This window comes from Terriglobia bacterium, assembly GCA_036496425.1.
Classification (GTDB): Bacteria; Acidobacteriota; Terriglobia; order 20CM-2-55-15; family 20CM-2-55-15; genus 20CM-2-55-15.
The window spans coordinates 21361-43053 of the sequence record DASXLG010000202.1 but is presented as its reverse complement, the minus strand read 5'-3'; the positions used below and the strand labels follow the sequence as shown (position 1 = coordinate 43053).

Below are 21693 nucleotides of genomic sequence, written 5' to 3'. Positions count from 1 at the left end.
CGTCCCTCGCGTGCTTATCGAGCGCGGCCGGCGAAGTACTGATTCAGCCCTGTAACGATCCCCGAGAGTCCGCGGCCAAGGTTCTGATCCAGAGCGTGGACAACGTCCGTCACTTCCTTCCCGTCGACGGATTCTTCGTTCGTGTAAAGCCGGGACCAGACCGTTCGCCCGGTTTTTGCATCATGGAGTTCGATTTCGAGAGACACCCGGGCGAAGACCTGCGGTTTATCCATTTCAGAGAATTCGTAGATCTTTCCCTGGACCACATAGTCGGGCTTAACGTTGTTGCGCGCCGTATCCACCGACTGGAATTTCCCGGATGAACGCAGGAGCCGGACGAGTGAATCCTGAACCACGCGGTCCGGCGTCTCCACCCAGCGATGATATTCGTACGTACCCACTTCGTGAGTGCCAACCTGATAAAGAATCCGGCCATCCCGCATGATCGGGGGAGAATCAATACTCCCGACTTGCAGCGCAACGTTGAATTCCGGAACCGTGGAAGCGGAAGATGGCGGCGGCATTTCGAGCTGATAATACTTGATCGGCCGCATGGCGCCGCAGGCTGTGACGATAACAGACAGGATTGCGGTCATCAGGACGCGGGACGCTCTCATTTGCGGGCTCCCCCTGGTTTCCGGTCATCCACTTTAACTCCGCGAATCAGACTTGCAGGGCTGGTCTTGATCGTTTCGGTCAGACTCCGGATATTTCCTGCCGACGAACGCATGTTCTCCAGGATTTCGTAAATATTGGCGTCGTTTTGATTCAAAATGCCTTGTAGTTGATCAACCGTCGTTTTCGCCGTTTCCAGCACTTCACGCATCTCCGAGAGCGAAGCCTTCAAGTCCGGACGATCCTCGGTCAGCATTGAGTTGACGTTCGAAAGTGTTTGATCCACACGCGCCGAGGTTTTCTGCGCATCTTCGAGTAAGGGCGTCAGGTGTTCCATCGTGCTGTTGATATTGTCCAGGCTGGCGGAGATCTTCGGCCGCGTCTCGGCCAGAAGTTGATTGAAGTTGTTGAGTGAGTCCGCAATGTGTGCCCGATTACTGTCGTTCAGCAAATCGTTTGTGCGTGCGAGGGCCTGTCCGATATTCGCGCGATTGCGCTCATTGAGCAGATCGTTCGCACTCGCGACCGTGGTCTGCAGGCCGTCGAGATTGCGCGTCAACTTATCCAGCGCGTCGTGGATCTGGGGAGCCAGACTGTCGATGGTATCCCCGATATTGGCCATTCCCGTGGCTTCCACTGAACGGAGCACGCTGCCGGGAGCAGCCCTTCCCGCCTGCGGCGTTCCGGTGGAAATTTCAACGTAGTAATCACTCAGCAGGCCGAGCGCGGATAAGCGCGCGACGCTATCTGTCTTGATCGGGGCATTCGGATCGACATTGAGATCAAGCTCGATTCGGGTCGAGTCGCCGGGATCGACCTGTACACGTTCAACGGTTCCGACCTTCAGGCCGCCGTAACGAACAGGTGTTCCCGATTGCACGCCGCCGCTGAATTTCAGGTACATCCGGTGAGAAACCTGCGAACCTCCTATTCCGCCCCAGACCGCAATCGCCGTGCCGGCGAGCACACCGGCGGCTACCACCACAAAAAGTCCGACCAGTACACGTTCGCGCTCAGGCCTCATCTTCGCTCCAGACTCCGATTAATCCGTAAACAATTGCCGCAGATGATCGACGTCGTCTCCCGCCTCCGTATCCGCGACGCGGTTCAGAAACTGCTGAATCCGCGGGTGGCTGCTCTTTTTCAGATCATCCGGCGGCACGGCGGCGATAATATGGCCGGCATCCAGGACAATGATCCGATCCGCGATCAGAAAAGCGCTCGCCAGTTCATGAGTGACCACGACAATCGTAACAGCGAGGGCCTGCTTCAAATTCAGAATAAGTTGATCGATGCCGGCGGCAATGACCGGATCCAGGCCGGCCGAGGGCTCATCGAAAAACAGAATCTCCGGATCCATCGCCATCGCCCGCGCGACCGCCGCTCTTTTTTTCATTCCGCCGCTGAGCTGCGATGGCATGAAATGCTGAAACTTGATCAAGCCGACCTGCTGAAGTTTGATGCGAACCATCACTTCGATGGTGGATTCCTCCAGGTCCGTATGTTCCCGCAGCGGCAGGGCCACGTTTTCCCCCACCGTCATCGACCCGATGAGGGCGCCTCCCTGAAAGGAAAGTCCGATCTTTTTTCGTACTTCATCCATTTCGTCAGCTGAAGCGGTGGCGAGATTCGTACCCTGAACCCAAACGCTGCCCGACGTGGGTCTTTCCAGCCCCACCATCGTTCTCAGCAGCGTGCTTTTGCCCGACCCCGATCCTCCCAGGATCACGATTGTCTCGCGCGCATTCACGTCGAAATTGACGCCGTGCAGAATCTCGCGGTCGCCGTACTGAACGCGCAGATCTCGACCGGAGATGACCGGTTCCTCATTCGATGACATTACGTCCCGCTCGTGATGTAGAAGATTGTGGTGAAGATCAGGTCGACGAAAACCACCAGAAAAATGGATGTCACCACCGCCGAGGTCGTCGAGCGGCCGACCTGCTCCGAGCCTGCACCGGTCGAGAAACCTTCCTGGCAGCCGACTCCAGTAATGACAAGTCCAAATACGACGCTCTTAATCAGTCCGGTGATGACGTCGCGCATGAATAGGGCATCACGCGTCGCGGCCAGATAGGTTCCGAACGTGTAGTTCGCCCCGATCATTCCAAAAGCGCTCCCGCCCAGAACGCCCATAAGATCTGCCCATATCGTCAGACACGGCATCATGACCAGCATGGCAAGCAACTTGGGCGTGACAAGAAATGCTATCGGATGCAGCGCCATTGTTTCGATCGCGTCCAGTTCTTCGGTCACTTTCATGGTGCCGATCTCGGCCGCAAAAGCCGACCCGGAGCGGCCGACCACTACGATAGCGGTTACCAGAGGTCCAAGTTCGCGGGTGATCGAAATCGCAACCATGTCCGCGATGAGATGGATGGCCCCGAACCTCTTTAACTCGTACGCGCCCTGCAACGCCATGATGACGCCGATGAAAAATGCTATGAAGGAAATGACTGGAATAGCGCTCACTCCAACGGCCATCGCCTGATGGTTCGCGCGCCGAAGACTCATGCTGCGTTTCAGCGGCGAAACGACAGCATGGGCGAATGCCCGGCCCAGCAGTTGGGCCAGCCCGCCGATATAAGCCAGAGCTCTTTCCGTGGCGGCGCCGAGGTTCAGCAGAAGTTCCATTCGGCTATTTGCCCTGCAAAGCGTGTTCTTCGGTGTCGAAAACCTGGAAGACTCCAAGAAGGTTTGTCAGTTTCAGGACATCGTAAACACGCTGACCCAATCCGAACAGGACGAAATCCTTTTGGAGGCCTTGGGCTTTTTTCAGCGTTTCGACCAGTGTTGCGATGCCCGAACTATCGATGTACCCGATACCCGACATATTCAACGCGAGCCGTGAGGTGGTTGAGAGTTTTTCGAACAGCGTGGTCCGCAAACCGTGCGAGTTCCGGAGATCGATTCCACCTTCAAGATCGATAACAGTGGTCTGCGGATTCAGAACGCGGATGACGAAGTTCAGTGTTCGTGTTGAACTCATGCTGCGGGCGCATTATAACTGCGGGTGACCCGTGGAACGCAACATGCTTCATTTTTAATGACATTACCAACGGCAGGATGCCATTCCAAGGAACGGAGCCGTGAATATACTGATTACGGGCGGCGCAGGTTTTATTGGCTCACATCTGTCTGAACGTTGTGTCAAGCAGGGGTGGAACGTAGCTGTCATCGATGACCTTTCGACGGGAGCTTTTGAGAACATCGCTTCACTTCGATCGTGCGGATCCTTTTCCTATCATATTGATTCCGTTTTCAATGCTCCACTCGTCGCCGAGCTGGTGGATAGCGCGGACGTCATTTTTCATCTCGCGGCTGCCGTCGGTGTGCGTCTGGTGGTCCATAATCTGATCCGGACGATCGAAACGAATTTCGGCGGAACCGAGACCGTCCTGCGGGCTGCCGCGAAAAAACAGAAGCGCGTGGTGATCGCTTCATCTTCAGAGGTCTACGGCAAGAGCGAAGCGGTTCCGTTCCGTGAAGACCAGAACCTCATCATGGGCGAAACGCACAACGGACGGTGGAGTTATGCCTGCTCCAAAATGCTGGATGAGTTTCTCGGATTCGCTTACTGGACCGAGCGCAACGTACCTGTGACCGTCGTCCGATTCTTTAACACGGTTGGGCCGCGCCAGACCGCTCGTTACGGAATGGTCGTACCCAATCTCGTCCGGGAGGCACTCCTGGGCGATCCCTTGACGGTATATGGATCCGGCGAGCAACGGCGGTGTTTCGGCTACGTTGCGGATATCGTCGAAGCATTAGTCCGCGTTGCCAGGTCCACCGAAATGGTCGGTGATGTCGTCAATATCGGGAACGATCAGGAAATCAGCATCAATGATCTTGCCGCCGCGGTGAAGCAGATCACGAATTCATCGTCCGAAATCACGCACATTCCTTACGAAGAGGTCTACGGTCCCGGATTCGAAGACGTGTTTCGCCGTGTTCCGTCACTCGAGAAGCTGGAACGGATCACCGGCTACAGGCCAACCACTTCGATCGACGCGATCATCCGTTCAGTGGCAAACGATATGGCGCACCGGTTGGAGCAAACGCCGGCGGCATGAACCATGATTCCGCTTAGGCTCTTTATACCGCTCGCCGCATCAGCTCTTTTAGCAGCCGTGCCCCTGGTGGAAGGCCAGGATTCTACACCCGCTTTCCAGCAGACCACGGATGCAGAGGCAGGCATCCGTTACGAAACGCTAAGCAACGGATTTGCGCCCTGGCGGGACGCATATGTGTCGGGCATCCATCACTTCAGCGAGCGCAAGGTCCTTTACGGCGCGATTGACGAGACGAGCCGTTTTTCAATGCTCGATAGTCAGGCCACCGCCGGTTTGTATTACCCGCTCGGCCGCTCGTGGACCGGAGTCTTCGAGGGAGATATCAGTCCTACCCATAACATCCTGCCTGCCTGGTCAGGGTTCGGGCAAATCGACCGCAGCTTTCGCAACGGCTGGGGCGCTGACGCTGGAGTCCGGCATCGGAAATACGAAGGTGCGTCGGTTTACATCACGAATGCAGGAGTGGAAAAGTACATTCGATCGTTCCACCTGGCTTACACCTTGTACGAGAGCTACCTCAAAGGTGCGGGCGCCTCTTCGACATCACGGGTGGAGGCAGACTACTACTACGGCCGCAATTCGATCAGCCTCAATGCCGCAGCCGGCAGCGAACTGGATAACATCTTTCCTGCGGGCGTCGTGCAGACTCCCGTGAAGCTGATGAATCTCAACGGTACACATTGGTTTGCGCCGGCATGGGCCGTATCGTTCTCGGTTTCGGGAGAGAATGAAGGACGTTTCTATAACCGTCGTGGTTTCTCCATCGGACTACGCCGCAAGCTATGATTCGCTATGCTGCCTGGGAACCTTACTTCCTATGGATATGCGGTGTTTTGTTCCTCATATGGTTAGCGATCTCTCTTGCGCTCGTTGTGAACCGTCTGATCTACGACCGTCAGAGACGCCTGGCGCAGCGCATCCGCCGGCAGCTGAACGAAACGCATGAGCTCGTGTCGAGGCTTGCCACGCACGAAGAAATTCTGCCGGTTCTGCAGCGGCTTCCCAGAAAAACCATCGAAGCAATCGCTGTGGAAAGCAGAACGCTGCCGTGGCAGGCTCGCATTTTTGCGATGTATGTCGTGCAACACTGGGGCGCAGGCGGCCTGGTAAGAGCAGCCTCGCGGCCGTTGCTCGGGGGGAAGTGGCTGAGAATCGAAGCGCTGCGGATCCTCGCACTGGCCGAGCATCCCGCGTCAGAGCAGCTGCTGGAGAAAGCGGTCTTTGCGAATGATGATGATCTGGTTGGTGCAGCAGTGAGCCTGCTCGGCCACAGGAACGATCTTCGAAGCGCCCGTCTGCTCGTCACGGCCCTTCGGCTTGGCTCCTATTCGCGATCTCGCACGGCGACACAAATCGATCGACTTTCCATTCCAATACCCCACCTTCTGACGGGCTTATTGGCCGACCGCCACCCGAAAGTAAGGTTTTGGGCCGCGACACTACTTCAGCGATACGCAGGGTCCGCGAAAATCAACCGCTTGCTGGCGTTGGCGTCGGACGACAGCGATCCGGAAGTCCGGAAAGCAGCGATCGAAACTCTCGGCAAGGCGGGCGGTCCGCAGGCTGCGGAGTCGGCCTTGCGGCGTCTGGACGATCCCGTTTGGTATGTCCGCGCTCATGCTGTCAAGGCGCTTGGAGATTTAAGACGACTCGACTTTGCCCCCGGTGTCGTGCCCTTACTGGGCGACAAAGAATGGTGGGTTCGCGCCGCCGCCAAACAGGCGCTGCGCGCGATGGGGCCGCCCGTTGCGCCCGACGTCATTCCATATCTGGATTCCAGGGATATGTTCGCTCGCAACGGGGCCGCTGAAATTCTTCAGGATCTCGGTGTGCTCGACGAGATGCTCGCGGAAGCGGTACGAAACGACAGGAAAGACGAAATGCTTCTCATACGAAAGATAATGACGGCCGCCGCGGAGGGATTCGTCCAGGCGGCCATCGGCCGAGCCGAACCAGCAATGAAACCCCGCTTACTTCGGGTCTTGAAGCGAGCCGGCGTTCAGGCGGCGTGAACAGCCATGATTTCAGGGCTCGCGCTAAGACCATTCTTCGATTGGACCTTTCTGCTCAGTTTTGCATACCTGATGCTGCTTTACGCCTTCACTCTGTTCATGGCCATTGTCGCCATGTTGGAAAACCGGAGACGTACGGCCGAGTCGCATACGGACGATTATGATGCGTTGTCGGATTCGCGCTTCACCATCCCCGTCTCCGTCATTGTCCCGGTCTACAACGAGCAGGGCATGATTGGAGCGGTGGTGCGCCGGCTCCTGGCCTTTGAGTATCCGGAATTTGAAATTGTCGTCGTTAACGACGGATCAAAAGACGAAACGCTTGGAGCACTTCGCCGGGAATTCGTCTTGCAGTCGGTCAGTGTGACAGCGCGGCGGCTCCTGCAAACCAGCCCCGTGCGTGCTATTTATCGCAGCCGGACCGATCCACGGCTGATCGTCATCGATAAATGCAACGGCGGCAAAGCCGACGCGTTGAACTGCGGAGTAAACTTCGCGCGCGACCGTTATATCTGCTGCGTCGACGGCGATGCGGCATACGAACCCGATGCGCTGCTGGTTGCGATGCGCCCGGCGATTAAAGATCCGGCCGGAGTGCTGGGTATTACCAGCATTGTTGCCGTCCGGCATGAACTTCAGGAGGAGGCCGGCGAAATCGGAAACAAGAACATCGATCGGCATCTCTGGATCAACTTCCAGCACCTGGAGATTCTTCGGTCATTTCTCAACAATCGCCTGGCATGGAGCCGCATGAACATCATGCTGTGCGCCAGCGGGGCTTTTGCCATCTGGCGCCGTGACGTCGTGCTCGAGGTTGGAGGCTTCTCGCCCGCTTTCACCTGCGAAGACCTCGAAATGACAGTCCGGGTTCTGGAGAGGTACAAGCGCGACAAGAGGCCCGGCCGCGTCCTGTCGCTTCCCGATATCGTGGGGGCGACCGAAGGCCCTGAGCGGCTTACAGCGCTTATCAGCCAGCGGGCGCGCTGGCAGCGCGTGATCCTGGAGACGGTGTGGCACTACCGAAGAGTTCTATTCCGGCCACGTTACGGCGCGCTCGGGTTTGTCGGGTTACCGTATTTGATTATTTCCGAGTGTTTCGGGCCATTCGTACAGTTGATCGTCCTGGCTTCCCTGGGTCTTGGGCTTTGGCTGCGATTGGTGGATCTCAAAGAGTTCTTTTCCCTGCTCGGGATTCAGGTGCTTGCGCTCGGAATCATGTCGGAGATCAGTTTGTGGTTGAACGAATCGGCCTTCCACTATTACCGGGTGAGCGCGCTGACACGAATGGCGCTGATTGCGCCGCTGGATCTGCTGCTTTATCGGCCGATCCTCGTGTATGCGAACGCAAAAGGCGTCGTGCAATTTCTCCGCGGCGATAGGAGTTGGGACCGCTTCGCGCGGAATGTGGGGCGCATGGGGCGGAGGGGGTCGCACACCTGAACTCCCGAATTCGAATTCGGGAATTCAGGTGTGCGACCCTATACTGTGGACGATGAACAGCAGCCGCGATCGCATTCTCGTAACTCATGTCGGAAGCTTGCCGCGCAACGACGAACTTTCTGACCTACTGGTCCGCCGCGAAGAGGGAGCCGCTGTCGATAAAGACGCGCTCGCGCGTGCCATGGGTCGTGCCGTGCAACATGTAGTCGAAAAGCAGGCGGCGGCCGGTGTCGATATCGGCAATGACGGCGAACAGCAGCGCGTCGGGTTTCAGACCTATGTGGCGCAGCGGATGTCCGGATTTGCGGGAGAATCGAAGCGCCGCCGCGGCCGCGATTATGAAGAATTCCCGGAGCTGATCGAGGTTCTGAAACAGCGCTTCCCGAAGCGCAGCCGCATGCAAAATGCGCCCGAGGCACAAAAAGAACTGCACTATCTGGGAACGGGCGCCATCCGCGAGGAACTTGCCCGGCTCAAGCGGGCCCTTCAGGCGGCGCCGGCATTTTCAGACTGTTTCATCACTGCGCCTTCGCCCGGCATTGTTTCAACTACCATGCTCAACGCCTACTACGATTCGCACGAGGCGTACCTCATGGCGCTCGCGCGCGAGTTAAGCAATGAATACCGCGCGATTCATGAGGCCGGCTTTATCGTGCAGATCGATTCGCCCGACCTGGCAATGGATCGGTCCATGTTCTACCGCGATGCAACCGACGCGCAATTCGTCGCGGGAATTGAAAAGCATGTCGCCGCCATCAACAAAGCGATCGAAGGAATTCCGCGCGATCGGGTGAGACTGCACTGCTGCTGGGGAAATTGGGACGGTCCACATGTTTTCGATGTGCCGCTCGATCTGGTGCTGCCTGTGCTTTACCAGGCCAGGGTCGGCGCGTTGAGTATTGAGTTCGCCAACCCGCGTCATCAGCATGAGTATTCCGCCTTCCGCCGTCACCCTCTTCCGGTGGAGATGGTCCTGGTTCCGGGATGCGTCGAGACCACCAGTAATATCGTCGAGCATCCTGAAGTCGTCGCTCGCCGCATTGAGGAAGCCGTGACTGCGGTCGGTGACCGCGAACGGGTGATTGCCAGCGCCGACTGCGGTTTTGGGACGTTCACCGGGCGCGAATGGGTCATCGAACCAGCCGTCTGGTTGAAACTCAAAGCGCTCCGCGAAGGGGCGGATATTGTCTCCCGTCGTCTCTGGTCCTCTCCAAATAGCTGAAAAATCAGGCCTGATTTCGTCGTACTCGATTACAAAAGAAATAGACGTGGCTATGACCCCACGATAACGTGCGAGCTCCGTAGGCTGTAAAGACCGATAAGACTTCGGTTTCCCACGACCACGGACTGGCCGTATGAACATGGCAGGATGCGCAAGGAAGTGAGTCAGGCGATGTCCATTGAAGGATTAGATCGAGATTTGGAAAATGCGCGGGTTTTGCTCGAAGAAAAACCCTGGTGCGACAGTCCAGAAAAATACCGGAAGACCGCGGAGGGAATCATTCTGCGGTTTCTGGCTGTCGATCCTGAAAACAAAGCTGCAAAGGCGCTTCTAGAGAAAGCACGGGCTCCGATGACCGAGGCAGCGTCGCTGCTGCCGCTTCAACCCGCGGCGCCTCAAGCTTCGCCGCTACCGTCCCCGCCGGTTCCATCGCCTGCCCCGGCGCCTGTCGTCAAGCCGGCGCGCGCGGCGCGCCAGGACCTGGCATTTGTCGCGCAAGTTCCCAAGCGACGGCCCGTGCCGCCGCCCGCCCCGGTGCGGAAAAATTCTGTAGGAGGTTTGGCCGGTATTACCCTGATTGTGGCCATTGCCGGAGTGGTTGGGTTTCTGGCTCTTTCCGGGCGGTCCAAAAGCGGCAACGTTCCTCAGACCGCGGCCGCGGCCGTCGCGACGGAGCCGGTTTCCTTCAGTCCTCAACCTGAATCCCAACCGCCGCCGCCCACGGCCGCGGCAGCCGTGGAGTTGCCTGCGCCAACGGACGTTTCACTTGCGACGGCTGCTGTTCCGCCGCCGCCCCAGACCATTGTCAGATCGGCTTCTCCTGTTGCTGTGCCCATTCAGACCGGAACGCTGGCTATCAGCTCTCCTACAACTGTAGACATCTATCTCGGCGATCAGCTGGTCGGATCCGCCCCCACGACTCTCACACTGCCTGCCGGAAATCAGAGCCTGGAATACCGGCACCAGGGGCTGCGCAAGGTCGTCACCCATGTGATCAAACCGAACGAGACAACGACTGCAATGGTCACGTTCGATATCCCGGTTCAGATCAACGCCAAGCCGTGGGCCCAGGTTTCGATCGACGGATCGCAGCGCCAGCCGCTGGGGCAGACTCCGTTGGGTGAAGTCAAGGTTCCGATCGGCAGCATGCTCCTTTTCGAAAATCCGAATTATCCGAGCAAAACCTACCGGGTGACCGGCAGAGAGTCGGAGATCCGAGTAAGTTTTCCTTAACGCTGTCTGTAAACCTGCAGCCGCTCAGTTGTGGTAAGTTCATAGCCGCAAATCGCAAGAGGAGTCTTATGATTAATGCGGCTATTGTCGGATTAGGCTGGTGGGGCAAGACGATCGTCGAGTCTGCGCAGGGCAGTGATTTCATCCGGTTCGTTGCCGGCACGACGCGGACGATATCTCCGGAAATCAAAACGTTCGCGGACAGTCACAAGCTGCAGCTTGCGGAAAACTACGACGCCCTTCTGAAAAATTCGAATGTTCAGGCGGTGGTGCTTTGCACACCGCACTCCCTGCACTCGCGGCAGGTGGTTGCCGCCGCGCAGGCAGGCATGCATGTCTTTTGCGAGAAACCCTTCGCACTGACCACCAGTGATGCCGAAGCCGCGGTAAACGCCACCCGTAAGGCGGGCGTTACGCTGGGTCTCGGCTACAACCGCCGGTTCCATCCGGAAATGACCAAACTTCGCGACCGCATACGCTCGGGAGGTCTCGGTACCATCATGCACGTCGAAGCGAACATGACGTTTGCAAACGCTCTGCTGCTCAAGCCGACCCAATGGCGCGCTCATCGTGATGAAACGCCGTGCGGCGGCCTGACGCCGATGGGCGTTCACGCGATCGACGGAATGATCGATTTGTGCGGTTCGATCGACCACGTATACTGTCAGAGCTTCAGGCGGGTCGTTGAAGTCGACAGCGACGACACCACGTCGATACTGTTCCGCATGAAGGATGGAATGTCCGGATATCTCGGTACATTGACGGCTACAGGCCCGGGATTCAGCTTTCAGGTGTTCGGTTCCAAAGGGTCCGTCCGCCTCGAAGGCATGACCCACGTGGCCGGCGCGTCTTCCGAAGAGCGGCGAACGCGTCTGTTCGGCACGTGCAAATTCCAGCCCGCCAAGGGAGAGCCGGAAATATGGCAGGCCGCCACGCTGGACGCCGGCCGCGAATGCCTCGATGCCTTCGGCAAGGCGGCAAGCGGCGGTCCGGCGTTTCCTATCCCAGTTGAAGAAATGATCCACGGGGCCGCCGTCACCGAAGCGATCGTGAAATCGGCGGCATCCGGCATAGTTGAAAAAATAAAGTAATCGGGAGCCATCATGCTGAAAGCGACTGCAGGTAAGGTTTTGCCCACATCCATCATCGGTTCGCTTCCGCGTCCGAGCTGGTACCAGGAGAACCTGGGCACGAAATCATTTGTTGATGCGATGACGAACAACAAGTTCCGCGAACAATATACGGATGCGCTGGCCTGCTATCTCCGCGACCAGGAGAATGCGGGCCTGGACATCGTTACGGATGGCGACTGCCGGTTCGATCAGGACGTCGGCGGACAGACGTGGACCAGCTATCCTCCGCGCCACATGGCCGGATTCGAAGCCAGCCATCCGCAACTCGCCCGCGCCGGCGCCGGTGGCATCGGATTCCCGCGCGGCCACATCCTGCATGACTATCTTGAAGCCCGCGTCATGCCGAAGATCGTCGGCCCTGTCGCGCCCGGAGAAATGCAGTACCCCGAAGTCTGGAAAGCCGCGCAGCGCCTGACGAACCGTCCGGTGAAGTTCGGCACGGTGGCGCCGGAGCTGGTCGCATATGCCGTCCAGGACGAGCACTATAAGGATCTGCCGTCGCGCATCATGGCTTTGAGCGACGCATTCAATAAGGAATTGCACGATGTCGCGGACGCCGGATGCCAGGTGATTCAGATCGAGGATCCGCAGCTCCATTTACTCGCTGCGCGCCCGGTTCCAAACAAGGACATCACGCTGGATTTCATGTTGAAGGTGTTCAACAACACCGTCAAAGGACTGCGGGCGAAGACGGAAGTCTGGTGTCATACCTGCTGGGGCAATCCGTCTCAGCAGCGCATGTTCGCGCACGTGCAGTCTTACAAACCGGCCCTTGAAGTTCTCAATCAAGTCGATGCGGATCTCATCACGTTCGAAATGAAGAGCTCGAATGCGCTGGACCTCGAGGCCGTGTGCAAAGGGATCACGGGAAAGAAAATCGCCATCGGCGTCATCGACCACCACACGCTCCAGGTGGAAAGTCCCGAAGAAGTGGCCGACCTGCTGCGTCAGTCGTTGAAGTTTATTTCACCCGACCGCCTCGCTGTAACGACGGACTGCGGCATGGGACGTGAAGGTATGAGCCGCCGCCATGCGTATTACAAGACGGTGGCGTTGGTGCGCGGCACCAATATCGTGAAGAAGGAACTTGGACTGCCGGAAGCAGAGTGTCTGGCGGCGGACCCCAGGTATTCGCTTATTCGGTCGTAAAGAACTTATTGGAAATTCGAAATTGGAGGTTGCTTCATTTCTTATATAAGAAATTTCCAACTTCCAATTTCGAATTTCCAGTAGTTACAAAAGCTGGCTCTTGACCCACTCCAGTTCACGGCAGACGTAATCCACCACATCGCCGGTCTTCAAGCTTGCGGGCAGCACATCCCACGTATACGTCTCGATTTCGAGTTGCCGTGAGAGCGGATTCGCCTTGTGATAGCGCAAGGCGTCTTCGATCGCGAAACGCGTGGTCCGGAACATCCCGAGGTCGTCGAGAAAAACCGGCACGTGAATGTGGGTCCGCCACTCCCGCGGACCCGAACTCTGTTTCCACGCTGCGAAGGCGTCTTCGAGGTTGAGGAATCGATTGAACCGGCCTTCCTTCTTTTCCATCGTCTGTGTCAGGTAGATCGTGTCCGCGAAGCGCGTCAGCACATCGATGACGCCCGGGTTCACTTCCGGCATGTAGAGCGCTGCGGCCTCCTGAAGTTTGAAAATCGGGATGCCGGCGTTCACCAGCTTCTGGAGCGATTCCGAAATGTTCTCGTATTCGACCGCCTGATGGCAGATGTCGAACACGACACCCACGTGCCGGCGCAATGCGATGTGCGCTTCGGAGATCGGAATGCCGGCCAGCTTTGCCACCCGCGCGGCGGCGGCGCCGGAGTACAGATGATTCGTGAAGTAGTCCACGGCTTCGTCCGTGGTTTCCAGGAAGCAGAACGGCTCGGGTTCGAGCGCCAGGCCAACCATGCGGCCGGTGCGGGCATGGATATCGACCAGGCGGGCGGCAACGCGCAGGACGTGCTCGGTATAGCTTGCGACTACGTCCGGTCCGGTCACGCGGGGCTTGAAACCAAGTGGAGCGCTCTGGATCGAGGGCGAGCTTCCTTCCGGAGCGACATCGCCCAGGATTTCGGCGACATTGATGGTGTACTGCGTTCGCTCATCGCTCCGCCAATCCGGTTCATAAACCTGTTCCTTGACGACGCGTCCCTTGAACGGCCCATACGGGAACGCGTTCACCGTGTAAAGATACATGTCATTGTCGGCGAGAAACTTCTTCAGCTTGTCCCGTTCCTTCTTGTCATTGACGAGACGCTCGGCGGATGCGTTTGCAAGGCGAAGGGAAATGCCGAACGGCTCCTTCGGAGAAATCCGTTCCTTCACCTTTGGCACATACGTTATCAGGCTGTGCCACATGTCCTCCCACGTGTCGCCCGGGTGGACCAGCGTTGAATACGTCAGATGACCGAGACCATTACCTAGATCCATGTTTTAACTCCTATAAACTTATTGGAAATTCGAGATTGGAGGTTGGAAATTGGAAATTTTCGGTGCCGCAAATTTCTAATTTCCAACCTCCAATCTCGAATCTCCAATAAAGGTTTTATTCCAACCCACTCGCTCTTGCCTGCTCTCTCGCCAGCACCGCCTGATCCCTGTCTCCGTCGCCGTGCGCGATCGCGCCGAGCAGCCGGTCGCGGTAGACATTCAGGCTCGGCATGGGAACGCGCGCGATGTCGGCGGCGGCGAGGATCAGATTGGCGTCCTTCAATCCGACGGTAACGGGCGACCCGACGCGGTCATATGTTTCATCGACCATCGTTTTGCCGTAGCCCGTATAAGCGGGAGCGCCGGCGAACAGGCCTTCCGTCATGACGTCGTAAAGAACCTGTGGCGCCACATTATATTTGCGTATCAGCGAAAATGCTTCAGCCATTGCGATCATGGCCGCGCCGAGAACGCCGTTATTCGCGAGTTTGATCGCGGTGGCGGCGTCGGGCGGCGCGCCGGCATGGAAGGTCCTGCGGCCCATCACTTTGAACAAAGGAGCGCAGCGCTCCACGGCGTCAGCGGGTCCGGCGGAGACGATGCCAAGTTGTCCGGAGGCGGCAAGATCCGGCCTTCCCAGAACCGGGGCCGCGACCAGAATCTGTTTCGCTTCGGCGTGCGCGGAAGCCAGCTTCCGAATCGTTGCAACACCATACGTTCCCATCGCCAGGTGGATCGCTCCCGGGCTGAGCGAGTCGCGCATGCCGTTCGTCGACAGAACCACATCCCGGACAGTCGAGTCCTCGACCAGCATCGTGACGACGACGTCGCGTCCTGTGCAGAGATCCGTGATGGACGAAGCCACTCGTGCGCCGGCCTTTTCGAGTTCGGTGGTCTGTTCGCGCATCACGTCATAGACGGCCAGATCGTGGCCTCCGTCGAGGATGCGGCCTGCCATTCCCCGGCCCATCCGGCCGAGCCCGATGAATCCGACGTTAATTCCTTGTTTCGCCCTGCCGGGCTCACGGTCGCTCCGCTCCCCTATGTCATTGGAGTTGCTCATTTGTGCCTCCCGGCTCGACATAATACGGTAGAATCTTTCGTCCATGGCGAATTTAGGGTACGTCGGGCTTGGTGTGATGGGCAGCCATATGGTCGAAAAGTTCCTCGAAAAGGGACATACGGTCACTGGCTATAACCGCACGAAATCAAAGGCACAATGGCTCCTCGACAAGGGCATGAAGTGGGCCGGCTCTCCCAAAGCGGTGTGTGCCGCCGCCGATATCATCTTTTCGATGGTTACCAATTCCGCGGCCATTTCGGAGCTGGCGGAAGGTCCCAATGGGATCCTTGCGGGCCTCAGCTCCGGAAAAGTCTGGGTCGATATGAGCACCGTGAGCCCGGCCACCAGCCGCAAGCACGCTGCACTAGCTCGCGAAAAAGGCGCGGACATGGTGGATGCGCCTGTTTCGGGAAGCGTGATCACAGTTCAACAGGGGAAAATTACGGTCATGGTCGGCGGCCGCGCTGAGACCTTCGAGCGGGTCAAGCCGATCCTGCTTGATCTCGGACCCAAGGCGACGCACGTCGGCGATAACGGCCTCGCGCTTTCGATGAAAATCGCCATCAACCTTTGCCTGCCGACGCAGATTCTCGCTTTCGCCGAAGGCGTATTGCTTGCGGAAAAGGCCGGCATTTCGCGCGACATCGCCGTGGACGTCCTTCTCCACAGCGTTGTCGCATCTCCCATGTTGCAGTACCGCGGACCGTTCGTTCTGAACATGCCCGACGAAGCCTGGTTCAACGTCAACATGATGCAGAAAGATATGCAGCTGGCGCTCGAACTGGGCCGCCAGGTCGACGTGCCTTTGCCGACGACTTCTCTTGCTAATGAATACCTCACCGCCGCACGCGCAATGGGGCTCGCCGAAAAAGACTTCGCGATCATTTTCAAAGTTCTTGAAAAGCTCTCAGGAGTTTCAAAATGACAACGGCTGTTGATCCTTCAAAAACACAGGCACAGGCCGAAGCTGAACAGTGGCTCCGGATGTACCGCCAAATGCTGATGATCCGATCGTTTGAAGAGAGCGCGAATGACCTTTACACGCGCGCTCTCATGCCCGGTCTCGCGCACCTCTACATTGGCGAAGAAGCCATCGCTGTGGGTGTCTGCCAGTCGCTGAACCCCAATGACTACATCACGAGCACGCACCGCGGTCACGGCCACTGCCTGGCCAAGGGAGCGGAACTCGATCGGATGTTCGCCGAGCTGCTCGGTAAAAAGGCCGGGTACTGCAAAGGCAAGGGCGGTTCGATGCACATCGCGGATCCGGAAACCGGAAACCTGGGCGCGAACGCCATCGTGGGCGGAAGCGCCGGTATCGCCACCGGAGCCGCTCTTTCGGCGAAGCGTTTGAAGACGAATCAGGTTGCCGTCTGCTTCTTTGGCGACGGCGCGATGGGACAGGGCTTGCTCTATGAAGTCATGAACATGGCGGCACTGTGGAAGCTGCCGGTCATCTACGTCTGCGAAAACAACCTCTACAACGAATACACCCACAATTCAGAAACGCTGGCCGGCGATATGGTCACCCGGGCTGCCGGTTTCGGCATTCCGGGCGAAGCCATCGACGGACAGGATGTGCGCAAGGTGTACGCGACCGCGAAGGAGATCGTGAACCGGGTGCGCGGCGGCGCGGGCCCTGCATTTCTGGTGTGCAATACATACCGGTTCCATGGCCATCACGTCGGTGACGTCAAGCGCGATTACTACCGTTCGAAAGAAGAAGAGACGATGTGGAAGACGCAGCGTGATCCGGTGAAGATGCTCGCGGACTGGTTGATCTCGGAAAAACTGGCGGATCGGGCGGCGCTCGACAAGATGCATGCCGAGGTGGAAGCGGAGGTTAAGAAAGCGGTGAAATTCGCGATCGACGCGCCATATCCCGGCGTCGATGAGGTGCATGACGATATTTATGCCTGAGACACGCGAACTGACATTAGGAGAAGCGGTCCGCGAGGCGCTCGCCGAAGAGATGCGCCGTGATTCCACGGTGTTCATCTGCGGAGAGGACATCGCGGAAGCCGGAACTGTTTTCAAAGTCCTCAGTGGACTGGTCGATGAATTCGGTCCCGAACGCGTCCTGGACACGCCGATCTCAGAACCCGGCTTTACCGGAATGGCGGTCGGCGCGGCCATGACCGGCATGCGGCCGGTCGTGGACATCATGTTCGGCGACTTTTCGACGCTGGTCATGGACCAGATGGTGAATCAGGCTGCGAAGGTTCACTACATGTCCGGCGGAAAATGGAAAGTCCCGATGGTCATGCGCGCCACGCTCGGCGCCAGCCGCCGTTCGGCTGCTCAGCATTCGCAGTCGTTGCACGCGTGGTTCTGTCACATTCCGGGCTTGAAAGTCGTGCTTCCTTCGACGCCTTATGATGCGAAAGGTCTGATGAAGACCGCGATTCGCGACGAAAACCCCGTCGTCTTCTTTGAAGACAAGATGATGTACAAGTTGAAAGGCCCGGTGCCGCCGGAAGATTACACGATTCCACTCGGCCTGGCCGACGTCAAACGCAAGGGCGACGATGTCACGATCGTTGCTACAAGCAGCATGGTTCAGGTTGCTTTGGGCGCTGCCACAATGCTGGATGCCCAGGGCATCAGCGCTGAAGTGATCGATCCGCGCACGTTATGGCCGCTCGATGAGGAAACGATCCTCGAATCTGTGAAGAAAACGGCGCGTGCGATCGTGGTCGACGAAGGCTACTTCCGGTACGGCGCTACCGCCGAGATCGCTTCGGTGATTGCCGAAAAGTGTTTCTTCGATCTGGATTGGCCGGTCAAACGTATTGGAGCGATGCACGTTCCGATTCCATTTTCACCGCCGCTGGAAGATGCGACGGTTCCCACCGAGCAAATGGTCTTCGACGCGGCCCGGAACATGTTCGAGTAGACATTTGAACCGATTATGGCAACCAGCATAGTGATGCCTGCGCTGGAAATGGCGCAGGAAACGGGAAAGATCGTTTCGTGGCTCAAGAAAGAAGGCGATGCCATCAGTAAGGGCGAGCCGATTCTCGAGATCGAGACGGACAAAGCCGTCGTGGAAGTGGAAGCGGCGGCGGACGGTGTGCTCGCCGGCGTCAAGTCTCAGGAGGGTGATGTCGTTCCGGTCGGCGTGACGATCGCCTGGATCGTCGCTCCCGGCGAGACGCCCCCGGCCGACTCCGGCACTGCGGCTCCTTCCGCCAGAAAAATTACCGGCCCGAAATCGGGGACGAATCAGGGGTCGCACCCCGAATTCCGAAACCTAGGAATTGGGGGTGCGACCCCTGATTCGTCCCCGCGCGCCCAGATTTCTCCGAAGGCGCGGCGGCTTGCTAAAGAGCAGGGTGTCGATCTCGGGTCGCTGAAAGGCTCCGGTCCCGCCGGCACGATTATCAGTGACGACGTCCTCGCGGGCGCCACTTCAGCCTCCGCCACGCTCAGCGCCGTCGCGCGTCTCATGGCCGAGCGCACGACGCAGAGCTGGACTCAGGTTCCTCATTTCTTCCTTGTTCGCGATCTCGATGCCACAGCGCTGCTCGAAACCCGTGAAAAACAGGGCCGCGATAAAGTCACCATTACGGATCTCCTTGTTTCACTCACCGCGCGCGTGTTGAAGAAGCATCCCAAGGTCAACGCGAGCTGGGTCCGGAACGGCATCCACCTCAACCCGAACATCAACATCAGTCTTGCCATGGCGGTGACGGACGGTGTGGTCGGAGCAGTCATTCCCAACGCCGACGCGGCTTCGCTCCCGGGCATCGCGCAGCAGCGGAAAGATCTCACCGAGCGAGCGCGCGGCGGCCGTCTGAAGCCTTCGGATGTGGCGAACGGAACGTTCACGATTACGAATCTCGGCATGTATAACGTCGATGCGTTCAGCGCGATCATTCTGCCGCCCCAGGCGGCAATCCTCGCGGTTGGCCGCATCGCCGACCGCGTCGTCGCCGTGGATGGAAAGCCCGCTGTGCGGCCGATGATGACGCTGACATTATCCGGCGACCATCGTGTGATCGATGGCGCTCAAGGCGCAATGTTTCTGAACGATCTGGCCGAAGCGATTCGCAAGCCAGCGGAGTTGCTCTAATGAAGAAGTCGAACAGACCGGAATTTCTGCCCGTTAATGAAGACGATCTCAAGCCCGCGCATCGCTGGCACCGCCCGCTGCAGGCGCCCGGAATTACTCAGGTGGATTTTGAAGAGCGGGTGGAGTTCCGCCGCCTTCATCGATACCGCCTCGCGCGCACGCGCGAATCGCTCGGGAAGTCCGATCTCGGCGCCATGCTTTGCTTCGATCAGCACAACATCCGATACATCTCGAGCACCGTTATTGGTGAGTGGGCTCGCGACAAGCTGATCCGCTATTGCCTGCTGACGGGAACCGGTGATCCGTGGGTCTGGGATTTCGGTTCGGCGGCCCGCCATCACCGTATTTACTGTCCGTGGCTGCACGAGGACCATGTCCGTGCGGGAAATCCGGGCATGCGAGGCGCGATCGGTCCCGAAGTGGGTCTGTTCAAGGCGGCCGCGAAGGAGATCAAAGAGATTCTCAAGAAGGAAGGCGTCGCGGACATGCCGCTCGGTCTGGACGTGTGCGAGCCACCGATGCTCTTCGCGCTTCAGGAAGAAGGAATCGAAGTCCGCGACGGACAGCAGATGATGCTGTATGCGCGCGAAGTGAAGAGCCACGACGAAATCACGCTTTTGAATATCGCGTCCAGCATGGTCGACGGCGTGTATCACGACATCGCCGACGCATTGAAACCCGGCGTGAAGGAAAGCCAGATCGTGGCGCTGGCCTCGAAGCGGCTATATGAAATGGGATCGGATTGCGTGGAAGGCATCAACTCGATTGCCGGAGAACGCTGCAGTCCGCACCCGCACAATTTCACGGATCGTCTGATCCGCCCCGGCGATCAGGCATATTTCGACATCATCCATTCGTTTATCGGCTATCGAACCTGCTACTACCGCACCTTTTCGGTCGGCAGCTCGACCGCCCCGCAGCGCGATGCCTACAAACGCGCACGGCAGTGGATGGACGACACTATCGAAATGCTCAAGCCGGGCGTTACGACGGACAAAGCCGCCGAGCAGCTACCCAAGGCTTCGGACATCGGTTTCGAAACCGAAATGGCCGCGTTCGGCCTGAATTTCTGCCACGGTCTGGGATTGGGCTTGCACGAGCGTCCATTGATTTCGCGGCTGAATTCCTTCGTCGAGCCCTACGAGCTGAAGGCCGGTATGGTGTTCGCCGTCGAAACATTCTGTCCCGCAACGGACGGAGTCTCCGCCGCGCGCATCGAAGAAATGGTCGTGCTCACGCCGGAAGGCGCAAAGATCATTTCGTTATATCCGGCTAAAGAACTCCCCGTCGCGAACCGCTACTGACAGTCCTTGTGAGCGACCCCCTGCCGGCCTGGCGGCCGGCTATCCCCCTGTATCAGGCCTGCATCAGGAGGATAGTTGCTGGGGTTTGACTGTTGACTGTCCCCCTGACACAGGGGGACAGCCCGCGCAAGCGCGGGCAGGGGGTCGCTCACACACGATGCCGAATTACGCGCGCCTACTTCAGCTGCCGTGAGAACTTCTCATTCTCGGCGCAGATTTCATCGATCAACTCCGTATCAGGTGCGAACTGCTGGTGCAACGTCACGCTCCATGGCTTCGTATATGCTTTCGGATCATCCACCGTTACTTCGATTTCGAGGTGTCCGAAATCCGGCCGCCGGATTCGCTCGCGAACCTTTGCGGATTGTGTGATGACGCTGCCGTCCCAGTCGATCCATAGGTCGTCGCGAAATCCGATCGTCTCCACGACGAGAGTATCGCCGGACCAGGTGGCCGACGAATATCCTTGCCAGGACGGATTCGGGTCGTCCGGCAGGGGCCGCCCGTCCGTGAACACCTGGCGGTAAACACCGTTCATTTCATTGAGCACCGCGAGAATATTCGGCGTTTGAATAAACTTCAGATAATGGGGGAGCCCATATGCGCGCAGAAACGTGTCGGGCAGGCACCGGATATGGGGATCGTCGATCGCCAGGCTCGCCGTGCGTTTTTGAACGAGATCCGCGAGCCAGGGTTGGTAAGGTAACCCGCCGGGCAGGTCGACACCCATGTTGATACCTTCGCGCGACATCGCTGCCCCACGAGGCGGACACTTGCGTGACGGAGGAGCCAGCTTGATCAGATCGCTGAGGTTCGCCGGACCTCCAACTCCGCAGGACGGATCTCCGGTCATCCAGACACCCGACAAATCCGGCTTGCCATTCGCCAGCCGCGGAGCCGCTGCCGAAAGATCGACCTCTCCGTTCGCCGTCCGCGGCGCTCCCGGACTCGGATACTTGAACCACTGGGCACCTGCCGCCACGGACGTTCCAGCGATGACAATGGCGAACACGAGTCCCGCTGCTGCTTTGAATAATTGCGCCAAGTGGCCTCCCTTTTTTGGGACGAGTCTACCACGGCCGCGAATCGTACA

General features: G+C 58.2%; 21 protein-coding genes. 13 read left to right on the top strand and 8 right to left on the bottom strand.

The features are described 5' to 3' along the window. Nucleotides 1-14: 14 nt before the first annotated feature. Genes VGK48_14620 through VGK48_14600 form a run of 5 tightly spaced genes read right to left on the bottom strand, consistent with a single transcriptional unit; the run spans nucleotide 15 to nucleotide 3604 of the window. The gene (locus VGK48_14620) at nucleotides 15-617 is read right to left on the bottom strand and encodes an ABC-type transport auxiliary lipoprotein family protein (GenBank protein ID HEY2382409.1); all 603 of its coding nucleotides are present in this window, start codon (nucleotides 615-617) and stop codon (nucleotides 15-17) included. Then, nucleotides 614-1639, bottom strand: coding sequence for an MlaD family protein (locus VGK48_14615; protein HEY2382408.1), 1026 nt, complete (start codon nucleotides 1637-1639; stop codon nucleotides 614-616). The genes VGK48_14620 and VGK48_14615 overlap by 4 nt, the downstream gene beginning before the upstream one ends. A gap of 18 nt (nucleotides 1640-1657) precedes the next feature. After that, nucleotides 1658-2455 carry an ATP-binding cassette domain-containing protein gene (locus VGK48_14610; protein HEY2382407.1) on the bottom strand — a complete coding sequence of 266 codons (798 nt, stop codon included), beginning with the start codon at nucleotides 2453-2455 and terminating at the stop codon, nucleotides 1658-1660. Further along, on the bottom strand, nucleotides 2455-3249 hold the full coding sequence (locus tag VGK48_14605; protein HEY2382406.1) for an ABC transporter permease: 795 nt from the start codon (nucleotides 3247-3249) through the stop codon (nucleotides 2455-2457). Before VGK48_14605 ends, VGK48_14610 begins: the two co-directional genes overlap by 1 nt. A gap of 4 nt (nucleotides 3250-3253) precedes the next feature. Continuing rightward, a complete protein-coding gene (locus VGK48_14600; GenBank protein HEY2382405.1) occupies nucleotides 3254-3604 on the bottom strand; it encodes an STAS domain-containing protein in 351 nt (116 codons plus the stop codon). Between the two features lie 100 nt (nucleotides 3605-3704). On the opposite strand from VGK48_14600, the gene VGK48_14595 reads away from it, so the two are divergent. The 8 genes from VGK48_14595 to VGK48_14560 all read left to right on the top strand — a co-directional run bounded on the left by VGK48_14595 (nucleotide 3705) and on the right by VGK48_14560 (nucleotide 12877). Beyond that, on the top strand, nucleotides 3705-4688 hold the full coding sequence (locus VGK48_14595) for a GDP-mannose 4,6-dehydratase (GenBank protein ID HEY2382404.1): 984 nt from the start codon (nucleotides 3705-3707) through the stop codon (nucleotides 4686-4688). Between the two features lie 3 nt (nucleotides 4689-4691). Beyond that, nucleotides 4692-5474, top strand: a complete 783-nt coding sequence (locus VGK48_14590; protein HEY2382403.1) for a YaiO family outer membrane beta-barrel protein — start codon at nucleotides 4692-4694, stop codon at nucleotides 5472-5474. Between the two features lie 86 nt (nucleotides 5475-5560). Next, the gene (locus tag VGK48_14585) at nucleotides 5561-6700 is read left to right on the top strand and encodes a HEAT repeat domain-containing protein (GenBank protein ID HEY2382402.1); all 1140 of its coding nucleotides are present in this window, start codon (nucleotides 5561-5563) and stop codon (nucleotides 6698-6700) included. Between the two features lie 6 nt (nucleotides 6701-6706). After that, a complete protein-coding gene (locus VGK48_14580; protein HEY2382401.1) occupies nucleotides 6707-8140 on the top strand; it encodes a glycosyltransferase in 1434 nt (477 codons plus the stop codon). Between the two features lie 52 nt (nucleotides 8141-8192). Further along, entirely contained in the window at nucleotides 8193-9362 is a 1170-nt protein-coding gene (locus VGK48_14575) for a cobalamin-independent methionine synthase II family protein (GenBank protein HEY2382400.1), read from the top strand. Between the two features lie 171 nt (nucleotides 9363-9533). Further along, nucleotides 9534-10595 carry a hypothetical protein gene (locus VGK48_14570; GenBank protein HEY2382399.1) on the top strand — a complete coding sequence of 354 codons (1062 nt, stop codon included), beginning with the start codon at nucleotides 9534-9536 and terminating at the stop codon, nucleotides 10593-10595. Nucleotides 10596-10663: 68 nt separating this feature from the next. After that, nucleotides 10664-11686: a Gfo/Idh/MocA family oxidoreductase gene (locus VGK48_14565; GenBank protein HEY2382398.1), complete on the top strand. Its 1023-nt coding sequence runs from the start codon at nucleotides 10664-10666 to the stop codon at nucleotides 11684-11686. 12 nt (nucleotides 11687-11698) lie between these two features. Then, nucleotides 11699-12877: a cobalamin-independent methionine synthase II family protein gene (locus VGK48_14560; protein ID HEY2382397.1), complete on the top strand. Its 1179-nt coding sequence runs from the start codon at nucleotides 11699-11701 to the stop codon at nucleotides 12875-12877. Nucleotides 12878-12961: 84 nt separating this feature from the next. On the opposite strand, the gene eboE is transcribed toward VGK48_14560, so the two are convergent. After that, entirely contained in the window at nucleotides 12962-14158 is a 1197-nt protein-coding gene (gene eboE / locus VGK48_14555; protein HEY2382396.1) for a metabolite traffic protein EboE, read from the bottom strand. 115 nt (nucleotides 14159-14273) lie between these two features. Further along, the gene (locus VGK48_14550) at nucleotides 14274-15221 is read right to left on the bottom strand and encodes an NAD(P)-dependent oxidoreductase (protein ID HEY2382395.1); all 948 of its coding nucleotides are present in this window, start codon (nucleotides 15219-15221) and stop codon (nucleotides 14274-14276) included. 43 nt (nucleotides 15222-15264) lie between these two features. Here VGK48_14550 and VGK48_14545 point away from each other — a divergent pair, with 43 nt between their 5' ends. From VGK48_14545 to VGK48_14525, 5 genes are read left to right on the top strand one after another with little or no spacing between them, the layout of a single operon-like run. After that, nucleotides 15265-16146, top strand: a complete 882-nt coding sequence (locus VGK48_14545) for an NAD(P)-dependent oxidoreductase (GenBank protein HEY2382394.1) — start codon at nucleotides 15265-15267, stop codon at nucleotides 16144-16146. Continuing rightward, nucleotides 16143-17141, top strand: a complete 999-nt coding sequence (locus tag VGK48_14540; protein HEY2382393.1) for a thiamine pyrophosphate-dependent dehydrogenase E1 component subunit alpha — start codon at nucleotides 16143-16145, stop codon at nucleotides 17139-17141. Before VGK48_14545 ends, VGK48_14540 begins: the two co-directional genes overlap by 4 nt. Next, nucleotides 17134-18117 carry an alpha-ketoacid dehydrogenase subunit beta gene (locus VGK48_14535; GenBank protein ID HEY2382392.1) on the top strand — a complete coding sequence of 328 codons (984 nt, stop codon included), beginning with the start codon at nucleotides 17134-17136 and terminating at the stop codon, nucleotides 18115-18117. Before VGK48_14540 ends, VGK48_14535 begins: the two co-directional genes overlap by 8 nt. Before the next feature lie 15 nt (nucleotides 18118-18132). Next, a complete protein-coding gene (locus VGK48_14530; GenBank protein ID HEY2382391.1) occupies nucleotides 18133-19296 on the top strand; it encodes a dihydrolipoamide acetyltransferase family protein in 1164 nt (387 codons plus the stop codon). Then, complete coding sequence (locus VGK48_14525) at nucleotides 19296-20600, top strand: M24 family metallopeptidase (GenBank protein ID HEY2382390.1); 1305 nt, start codon at nucleotides 19296-19298, stop codon at nucleotides 20598-20600. Before VGK48_14530 ends, VGK48_14525 begins: the two co-directional genes overlap by 1 nt. Nucleotides 20601-20775: 175 nt before the next feature. On the opposite strand, the gene VGK48_14520 is transcribed toward VGK48_14525, so the two are convergent. Then, nucleotides 20776-21645, bottom strand: a complete 870-nt coding sequence (locus VGK48_14520) for a hypothetical protein (protein ID HEY2382389.1) — start codon at nucleotides 21643-21645, stop codon at nucleotides 20776-20778. Nucleotides 21646-21693 lie beyond the last annotated feature (48 nt).

Excerpts from the sequence above, each read along its gene's own strand:
- VGK48_14600 (HEY2382405.1), bottom strand. The coding sequence starts at position 3,604 with ATGAGTTCAACACGAACACTGAACTTCGTCATCCGCGTTCTGAATCCG.
- VGK48_14550 (HEY2382395.1), bottom strand. The coding sequence starts at position 15,221 with ATGAGCAACTCCAATGACATAGGGGAGCGGAGCGACCGTGAGCCCGGC.
- VGK48_14545 (HEY2382394.1), top strand. The coding sequence starts at position 15,265 with ATGGCGAATTTAGGGTACGTCGGGCTTGGTGTGATGGGCAGCCATATG.
- VGK48_14560 (HEY2382397.1), top strand. The coding sequence starts at position 11,699 with ATGCTGAAAGCGACTGCAGGTAAGGTTTTGCCCACATCCATCATCGGT.
- VGK48_14540 (HEY2382393.1), top strand. The coding sequence starts at position 16,143 with ATGACAACGGCTGTTGATCCTTCAAAAACACAGGCACAGGCCGAAGCT.
- VGK48_14525 (HEY2382390.1), top strand. The coding sequence starts at position 19,296 with ATGAAGAAGTCGAACAGACCGGAATTTCTGCCCGTTAATGAAGACGAT.
- VGK48_14620 (HEY2382409.1), bottom strand. The coding sequence starts at position 617 with ATGAGAGCGTCCCGCGTCCTGATGACCGCAATCCTGTCTGTTATCGTC.
- VGK48_14590 (HEY2382403.1), top strand. The coding sequence starts at position 4,692 with ATGATTCCGCTTAGGCTCTTTATACCGCTCGCCGCATCAGCTCTTTTA.
- VGK48_14575 (HEY2382400.1), top strand. The coding sequence starts at position 8,193 with ATGAACAGCAGCCGCGATCGCATTCTCGTAACTCATGTCGGAAGCTTG.
- VGK48_14580 (HEY2382401.1), top strand. The coding sequence starts at position 6,707 with ATGATTTCAGGGCTCGCGCTAAGACCATTCTTCGATTGGACCTTTCTG.
- VGK48_14530 (HEY2382391.1), top strand. The coding sequence starts at position 18,133 with ATGGCAACCAGCATAGTGATGCCTGCGCTGGAAATGGCGCAGGAAACG.
- eboE (HEY2382396.1), bottom strand. The coding sequence starts at position 14,158 with ATGGATCTAGGTAATGGTCTCGGTCATCTGACGTATTCAACGCTGGTC.
- VGK48_14570 (HEY2382399.1), top strand. The coding sequence starts at position 9,534 with ATGTCCATTGAAGGATTAGATCGAGATTTGGAAAATGCGCGGGTTTTG.
- VGK48_14610 (HEY2382407.1), bottom strand. The coding sequence starts at position 2,455 with ATGTCATCGAATGAGGAACCGGTCATCTCCGGTCGAGATCTGCGCGTT.
- VGK48_14565 (HEY2382398.1), top strand. The coding sequence starts at position 10,664 with ATGATTAATGCGGCTATTGTCGGATTAGGCTGGTGGGGCAAGACGATC.
- VGK48_14535 (HEY2382392.1), top strand. The coding sequence starts at position 17,134 with ATGCCTGAGACACGCGAACTGACATTAGGAGAAGCGGTCCGCGAGGCG.
- VGK48_14615 (HEY2382408.1), bottom strand. The coding sequence starts at position 1,639 with ATGAGGCCTGAGCGCGAACGTGTACTGGTCGGACTTTTTGTGGTGGTA.
- VGK48_14605 (HEY2382406.1), bottom strand. The coding sequence starts at position 3,249 with ATGGAACTTCTGCTGAACCTCGGCGCCGCCACGGAAAGAGCTCTGGCT.